The organism is Streptomyces sp. NPDC040589 (assembly GCF_055594445.1).
Genome location: NZ_JBVIWP010000003.1, coordinates 704,464 through 712,352, shown reverse-complemented (window position 1 = coordinate 712,352; position 7,889 = coordinate 704,464). Strand labels below are relative to the sequence as shown.

The 7,889-nt window shown below is 72.2% G+C and carries 6 protein-coding genes; 4 read left to right on the top strand and 2 right to left on the bottom strand.

All coding sequences use genetic code 11. The annotated features are described in order from the left end of the window. Positions 1 to 144: 144 nt before the first annotated feature. Positions 145 to 1,866, bottom strand: coding sequence for a SulP family inorganic anion transporter (locus ACZ58V_RS15710; protein WP_471290393.1), 1,722 nt, complete (start codon positions 1,864 to 1,866; stop codon positions 145 to 147). Between the two features lie 866 nt (positions 1,867 to 2,732). After that, positions 2,733 to 3,338, bottom strand: a complete 606-nt coding sequence (locus tag ACZ58V_RS15705) for a carbonic anhydrase (protein WP_382827093.1) — start codon at positions 3,336 to 3,338, stop codon at positions 2,733 to 2,735. Between the two features lie 215 nt (positions 3,339 to 3,553). Here ACZ58V_RS15705 and ACZ58V_RS15700 point away from each other — a divergent pair, with 215 nt between their 5' ends. The 4 genes from ACZ58V_RS15700 to ACZ58V_RS15685 all read left to right on the top strand — a co-directional run bounded on the left by ACZ58V_RS15700 (position 3,554) and on the right by ACZ58V_RS15685 (position 7,828). Continuing rightward, entirely contained in the window at positions 3,554 to 4,432 is an 879-nt protein-coding gene (locus ACZ58V_RS15700) for a response regulator transcription factor (protein ID WP_468191541.1), read from the top strand. Further along, positions 4,429 to 5,916: a sensor histidine kinase gene (locus ACZ58V_RS15695; RefSeq protein WP_468191543.1), complete on the top strand. Its 1,488-nt coding sequence runs from the start codon at positions 4,429 to 4,431 to the stop codon at positions 5,914 to 5,916. The genes ACZ58V_RS15700 and ACZ58V_RS15695 overlap by 4 nt, the downstream gene beginning before the upstream one ends. Before the next feature lie 135 nt (positions 5,917 to 6,051). Next, positions 6,052 to 7,209: an alkaline phosphatase PhoX gene (locus tag ACZ58V_RS15690; RefSeq protein ID WP_471290392.1), complete on the top strand. Its 1,158-nt coding sequence runs from the start codon at positions 6,052 to 6,054 to the stop codon at positions 7,207 to 7,209. A 109-nt stretch (positions 7,210 to 7,318) separates the two neighbouring features. Further along, a complete protein-coding gene (locus ACZ58V_RS15685; RefSeq protein WP_471290390.1) occupies positions 7,319 to 7,828 on the top strand; it encodes an excalibur calcium-binding domain-containing protein in 510 nt (169 codons plus the stop codon). Positions 7,829 to 7,889: the final 61 nt, after the last annotated feature.

Below are 7,889 nucleotides of genomic sequence, written 5' to 3'. Positions count from 1 at the left end.
CTTTTCCCTCCCCCCCCTTTGTTTCCCCCGTGGGTTTTGTGGTTCTTTTTGGTTTGCTCTCCCCCCCCCCCCCCCCCCCCCCGCTTTTTTCTTCCCCCCCCCCCCCCCCCCCCCCCCCCCACCGCGGTTTGTCCCGCGTGGGGGTCATCCCAGGAGGGATGAGCGGGACTGCTCCTCCGGGAGGGGCCGGGTGTCGAGGTAGAACCACTCGGCGTCGGCGGTGGGCCAGGGCGACGGCTCCCCCGCTCCGGCCGGCTCCTCCCCCATGCCGGTGACCGGGCGCCTGGGCAGTGGTGCCGTAGCAGGGGCTTCTCCTGCGGACGCGGTGGTACGGGAACCGGCCTGCTTCGCCTCGCCGGGCATCAGCAGTTCCACCCGGAGCCCCAGTCCGCGCTGCTGGGCGGTGAACTCCTCGACCTGGTTGCGGCAGGCGTGGTCCAGGTGGGTCACGCCGGTCAGGTCGAGCCGAATCCGCGGCTTCCCGGACGCGGCGGCCGACTCCAGCGCCTCGATCACCTTCGGCAGGCGCAGGAACGTGGCGTTGCCGGCCATCACGACCTTGGCCGTGTCCTCCTCCATGTGCTGGCGGATCACGGTCTGCGACATGCGCAGCGCGGCCAGCACGATCCCCGCGGCGACACCGAACAGCACGCCCTCCAGCAGCGCGGTCGCCACGATGACCAGCGTGGTCAGCGTCATCACCGCGAACTCGCCCCGGTCCTGCCGCCACATCTTCGGGAACTCGGCGGGCGCGAAGAGCTTCCAGCCGCTGTGCACGAGGACACCGGCCAGCACCGAGATCGGGATCAGCGCCAGCACCTGGGGAAGCAGCAGCGCGAACGCGAGCAGCCACAGGCCGTGCAGCGTACGGGAGAGCCGGGTCTTGGCCCCGGCCTGGACGTTCGCCGAACTGCGCGCCACGACCGCGGTGATCGGGAGTGCGCCGAGGACGCCCGCGACGGTGTTGCCGACGCCCTGGGCGACCAGCTCGGTGTTGTAGCGGGTGCGCGGGCCGCTGTGCATCCGGTCCACGGCGGCGGCCGTGAACAGGCTCTCGGCGGACGCGATGACCGTGAAGGTGAGGATGGCGGTGATGATCGCCCCGTCGGTGAGCGCGCCGAACTGCTCCGCGCCCGGCAGGCTCACGGACGCGAGCAGGTTGCCCACCTGGAGCGTCTTCACGTCCACGCCGGGCAGCGCGGCGACCACCATGCCTATGCCTACGGCGACCAGCGCGGCCGGGATCTTCCCGGCCGGGCCGGGCACCTTCTTCCACACGAAGCTGAGCACGATCGTGACGATGCCGAGCAGGGTGGCGATCATCGCCTGCGGGTTCGTCAGGAGGCCGGCCAGCAGCCCGGGGATCCCGGCCATGTTCTCGATCGCCGCGCCGGGGGCCTTGGCGTCGGCCATCGGATAGACCTGGCTGAACATCAGCGGCACGCCGATGCCGGCCAGCATGCCCTGGACGACGGCGACCGAGGTGGCCTGGAACATCCGGCCCAGTTTCACCAGTCCCAGGACGATCTGCAGGATGCCGGAGAACAGCACGATCACGCCGAGCATGGCCACGCCGACGTCGGCGACGGTGTCCGCCACGAGGGCGGCGAGCCCGGCGGCCGGGCCGCTGACCTGGAGCGTACTGCCCTTGACCGCGCCCACGACCAAGCCGCCGATCACCCCGGAGATGATCCCGAGTTCGGCCGGAACCCCCGAGGCGACGGCCACACCGATGCACAGCGGCAGCGCGACGAGGAAGACGACGAGCGAGGCGGTGATGTCGGTGACGAGGTCAGCCTTGGCCCCGGCCTTGCCACCCATCCCCTGCGCGCCACCCGTCACCTTGCGCACGAGCCCGCCCAGCATTCCTTCGCCGGCACCTCCTGCCGGGCCACCGGCAGAGCCACCCCCTGCCGGGCCTACGGCAGGGCCACCCCTTGCCGGACCTACGGCAGGGCCACGCCCCGGACGGCCCCCGGGCTCCCCCGCCGCGCCTCCCGACACACCGGCCCGCCAATCCGCGTCACCCCCTACGGAGCCACCCGACCGCCAGTCACCCCCACCCTCGGAACGACCGCCCGACCCCCAGTCAGCGACGACGTCAGAAGCCCCGGCCGACCGCCAACTCCCCGTGCCCTCCCCGGGGCTACCCGGCCCCCAGCCCGGAGGATCCCCGACCGGAACGCCCGGCCCCCAGCCAGAATCGGCCTCCGCAGACCCGGCCGACCGCCAACTCCCCGTGCCCTCCCCGGGGCTACCCGGCCCCCAGCCCGGAAGATCCCCGACCGAACCACCCGGCCCCCAGCCAGAATCGGCCTCCGCAGACCCGGCAGACCGCCAACTCCCCGTGTCCTCCCCCGGACTACTCGCCCCCCAGTCCGCGGCAGTCCCCGTCGCCGGACCACTCGCCCCCCGGCCGGTACCGCCCTCCGAGCGGCCACCGGCTCCCCAGTCAGCAGCGGCCTCCGCCGGCCCGGCCGAGCGCCAACTCCCCGTGTCCTGCCCGGAACCGCTCGCCCCCCGGCCCGCAGGATCCCCCGCCCCCCAGTCAGCACCACTCTCCGCCGACCCGGCCGACCGCCAACCCCCCGTGTCCTGCCCGGAACCGCTCGCCCCCCAGTCCGAGACACCCCCTTCGGGCCCAGCCACCCCCCGGTCCGCCATACCTCCCCCCGGGCCGGCCCCCCGGCCACCCCGTGCGGCGGCACCCCGTCCCCGCGCATGCGCCCCGCTCATGCGGCATGCACCAGGAACGTGCCGTCGTCGCCGCGTTCGTACACGAAGCCCGTGTCGACCTCGTAGTACCAGCCGTGCAGCCGCAGCCGGCCCGAGTCGAGCCGCTGCCGGACGACCGGGTAACTCCGCAGTGCGGCGAGCTGGTTGACGACGTTGCCCTGGGACACCTCCGGCAGGGACGGGTCGTCCGGCGCGGTCTCCAGTACGGAGGTCAGCTCCGGGCGGGCGATGCGGAGCCAGGCGTCGACGCCGGGCAGTCCGGACAGGTCGTCGCCGGACTTCAGCGCGCCCATCGCACCGCAGTGTGAGTGACCGCACACCACGATGTCCTGAACCCCGAGCACCTCCAGTGCGTACTCGATGGTGGCCGCCTCGCCGGAGGCCCCGGGCCGTCCGTAGGGCGGCACGATATTGCCCGCGTTGCGCAGCTCGAATATCTCGCCGGGCCGCGCTCCCGTGATCAGCGCTGGAATGACCCGCGAATCCGAGCAGGTGATGAAGAGCACCTCCGGATATTGCCCTTCGGCCAGTTTCCGGTATTCGCCGCTGTCGAAATCGATGCGCGTCCTGAACGTGCGGGCCCGGTCGAGCAGTGCCTTCAACTCCGCCTCCTGAACTGGGGTTTCATCATCTACACCCCACCGTAGACGGCCGACCTACAGAGGAAGGTTAAGCGAACTCCAGAGCCGGGACAGGAATTGAACATTCTTTGTCGGGATACCCTTACCAACGGTCATCTTGTAGCGTGTGAACTCCAGGCAGAGAATGGGAATTCGCGCTGCCCGGATTCATGCCGGCTCACGGAGAGACAGGACGTATGGGCATACGAGTGCTGCTCATCGAGGACGACGAGACGATCGCCGAGCCGCTCACCGAAGGCCTCGGCCACTTCGGGCTGACGGTCGATCATGTCGCTACGGGCACGGACGGGCTGAGAGGCCCGTACAACGATGTCGTCCTGCTCGACCTGGGACTGCCCGACATGGACGGCATCGACGTCTGCCGGGGCATCCGGCAGGTCTCGGACGTCCCCATCGTCATCCTCAGCGCACGCGGCGAGGAAGCCGACCGCGTGCTGGGCCTGGAACTGGGCGCCGACGACTACCTGGCGAAACCTTTCAGCGTACGGGAGCTGGTGGCCCGGGTCCGTGCGGTGACCCGGCGCACACAACGCACCCACCAGGCGTTCCCCGAGGCATCGGGCACACCGCGCGCACCAGGCACACCGGGCACCCCCGATACACAGCAACAGCCGCACCGACAGCCCCAGCCCTCGTACGACCCCACCCCCACACCGCCACCCCCGTACGAACCGGCCCCGGCCATGTCCTACGAAGCCCCCGCGGCAGCCTCGTACGACCCCGCCCCCGACCCCCCGCACGACCCGGGCCCGCTCGTGGTGGACCGCCGTACCCGCCAGGTCTGGGTCGGTGAGGCCCCCGTTCTGCTCACCCCCAAGGAGTTCGACCTGCTGGCGCTCCTCAGCGAGGACCCGGGCGCGGTCTACTCACGCCAGCAGATCCTGGACCGCGTCTGGGACCCGCACTACGACGGCCCGACCAAGACGCTGGACGTCCATGTCGCCGCGCTGCGCCGCAAGCTGGGGCACCCGGCGTGGATCCGGACGCTGCGGGGCGTCGGTTTCCGGCTGTCCGTGCACACCGGGCCGCACGCCCCGCAGGTGGCCTCTCCGTGACCCGCCGGCTGCTGCTCAGCTACCTCAGTCTCGCCGCGCTGGTGCTGCTCTGCCTGGAGATCCCGCTGGGCTTCGTCTACTCGCGCGGGGAGCGGGAGCGGGTGGTCAACGCGGCGAAGGACGAGGCCGAGTCGGTCTCCGCGTACGCCGCGCTGTCCCTCGCGGCGGGGCGGGCCGAGCGGGACCTGCCCGCGCGGGTGGCGCACTGCGCGCAGCGCATCGGCGGGAAGGTGGTGATCGTCGACGCCTCGGGCGCGTCACTCGCCACCTCCCACCCGACGGACCCCGCGATGTCCGGCAATCTGGCCGCTCGGCCGGGCATCGCGGCCGCACTGCGGGGCACCTCGACGGTGGACGTCCGCACCTCCACCATCGGCGGCGTCGAGTACCTGTCGGTGGCGGCGCCGGTCGGCCAGGAGGCGCGTCCGGTGGGCGCGGTGTGGCTGACGGTGCCCACGCGCATGGTGCACGAGCGCGTCCACCACGTGTGGCTGCTGCTCGCCCTGGGCGGCTTCGCCGTACTGACCGCGGTCACCGTGGTCGGCTTCGCCTTCGCCCGCTGGACGAGCCGCCCCATCCGCGAACTGGAGCATGCCACGCACGAGTTGGCCGAGGGTGGCGGCCGGTTCACCCCGGTGACGATCACGAAGGGCCCGCCGGAAGTCCGCAGCCTGGCCGCCGCGTTCAACCACACGGCGGCCCGGCTCGCCCATCTGCTCGCCTCCCAGCGGGCGTTCGCGGGTGAGGCCTCGCACCAGCTGAAGACGCCGCTGGCGGCGCTGCGGCTGCGCCTGGAGAACCTGGAGCCGGACATCGCCGCCCGGGCCCGGGGCAGCCTCACCGCGGCCGTCACGGAGACGGACCGGCTCGCCCGGATGGTCGAGCACCTGCTGGCGATGGCCCGGCTGGAGGAGCACGCGGCCATCCCCGCCACGGTCGACCTGGGCGCGCTCTGCACGGAACGGCATCGCACCTGGCAGCCCCTGTTCGCGCGGGCGGACGTCTCCCTCGTGCTCTTCGCGGGGAGCGTGGGCCCGGTGCTCGCGGTGCCGGGAGCCGTCGAGCAGATCATGGACAACCTGCTCTCCAACGCGCTGCGGGCGTCCCCGGCCGGCAGCACCGTCACCATCGAGCTGCGCCTGCACGCCCCGTCCCGCCGCGCCCTGCGGGACAGCCGCCCCCGCTGGGTCGACCTGCACATCACCGACGAGGGCCCGGGCATGACGGAGGAGCAGCGCGCCCGCGCCTTCGACCGCTTCTGGCGCGCCCCGGGCGCTCCCAAGGGCGGCACGGGGCTCGGCCTCGCCCTGGTGCAGCGCCTCGCCCACGCCAGCGGCGGCGAGGCGACCCTGCACGCGGCGGCGACGGGCGGCCTGGACGTGGTGATCCGCCTCCCCTCCGTACGCCCGCCGGTCGAGGGGCCAGGACCGGGAGGCGACCGGTCGAGGAGGCCGAGACGGGAGGCACCGGCGCTGCCCGCGTGAGGACGCATGCCGTCCCACGGCCACGATTTGTCCATGCTCCGTCAACCCTGCTCCCCTAGCGTCCCTTCCGCCTCCCCCGAGCTCGACCCTGCCGTCGACCGTCGGCAGGGCGGTACGGCACCTCTTGGAGTGAGAGTGGAACGTCGTAACCTCCTGCGTGCGGCCGTCATCGGCGGCACTTCGGCCGCGTTGGGCGGAACCCTGTGGCGCGGCGCCGCCCACGCGGCCCCGGCCCAGCCCGGATCCGGCCCCTACGGGGCGCTGGGTTCCCCGGACGCCAACGGAATCAGACTCCCGGGCGGCTTCACGAGCCGCGTGATCGCCCGCTCCGGCCAGCGGGTCGGGAGCACGTCGTACACCTGGCACAACGCCCCGGACGGCGGCGCCTGTTACGCCGACGGCACGGGCTGGATCTATGTCTCCAACTCCGAGATCAACCCGTCGGGCGGGGCGAGCGCGGTGAGGTTCTCCTCGGCCGGCGCGATCACGGGCGCGTACCGCGTCCTGTCCGGCACCCGCCAGAACTGCGCGGGCGGCAAGACGCCGTGGAACACCTGGCTGTCCTGCGAGGAGGTGTCCCTCGGCTACGTCTACGAGACCGACCCGTGGGGCACGAACGCGGCGGCGCAGCGTCCGGCGATGGGCCGCTTCAAGCACGAGGCGGCGGCCGCCGACCCGGTGCGCGAGGTGATCTACCTGACCGAGGACGAGACCAACGGCCGCTTCTACCGCTTCGTCCCTAGCACCTGGGGCAACCTGTCGTCCGGCACGCTCCAGGTCATGGTCGCGGGCAGCGCCACGAGCGGCTCCTTCACCTGGACCGACGTCCCCGACCCGGACGGCTCCCCCACGGCCACCCGCTCCCAGGTCTCCGGCTCGAAGTCCTTCAACGGCGGCGAGGGCTGCCACTACGCGAACGACACCGTCTGGTTCACGACCAAGGGCGACAACCGCGTCTGGCAGCTCAACCTGCTGAACAACACGTACGAACTGGCCTACGACGACTCCCTCGTCAACGGCACGGCCCCCCTCACCGGCGTCGACAACATCACCGGCGCCTCCTCCGGCGACCTCTTCGTCGCCGAGGACGGCGGCACCATGGAGATCTGCGTCATCACCCCGGACGACGTCGTCGCCTCGTTCCTGCGCATCGACGGCCAGTCGGGCTCGGAGATCACGGGCCCGTCCTTCTGCCCGGACGGCACCCGCCTCTACTTCTCCAGCCAACGCGGCACGACCGGCAGCTCGTCGGGAGGCATCACGTACGAGGTGAAGGGCCCGTTCCGCTCGTAGGCGCACGGCTCGACTTCACACAACCATCACAAGATGGTCACTACACCCTCATCGAGAGCCTCCCGGTCCTACGGTCATCCCCTCACGTAACACCTCTGGGGGGATGACCATGACCAACCCGTACGCCAACCCGCACAACAGCCCGTATCCCGCGCCGCCCGCGCCGCAGCCGGCCCGCCCGGCGCCCCGCTGGGCCAGGAAGCGCTACCTGCTGCCCGCCCTCGGGCTGGCCCTGTTCATGGGTATGGGCATCGGCGCCGGTGGCGGCGAGACGACGAACGACGCGAAGCCCGCGGCCGCCAAGCCGCAGCCGACCGTCACGGTCACCGCGACGGCCACGGCGACGGCGACACCGCTCGCCAAGAAGCCGGAACCCGCTCCCACGGTCACCGCCACCAAGACCGTCAGGGCCACCACCACCGTCACCGCCCGGCCGGCGACGGGCGGCGGCTCCGAGGACAGCGGCAGCGGCTCCGGCTCCGGCTCCGGCGACACCAACGTCTACTACGCCAACTGCAGCGCCGTCCGGGCCGCCGGTGCCGCGCCCATCAGCCGTGGTGAACCCGGGTACGCCTCCCACCTGGACCGTGACAACGACGGGGTCGCCTGCGACACGTGACCCGGGTGGGCCGGTGACCATCGGTGCGTCCGGCCGTTCCTCCGGTTGGGCAGCTCGTACG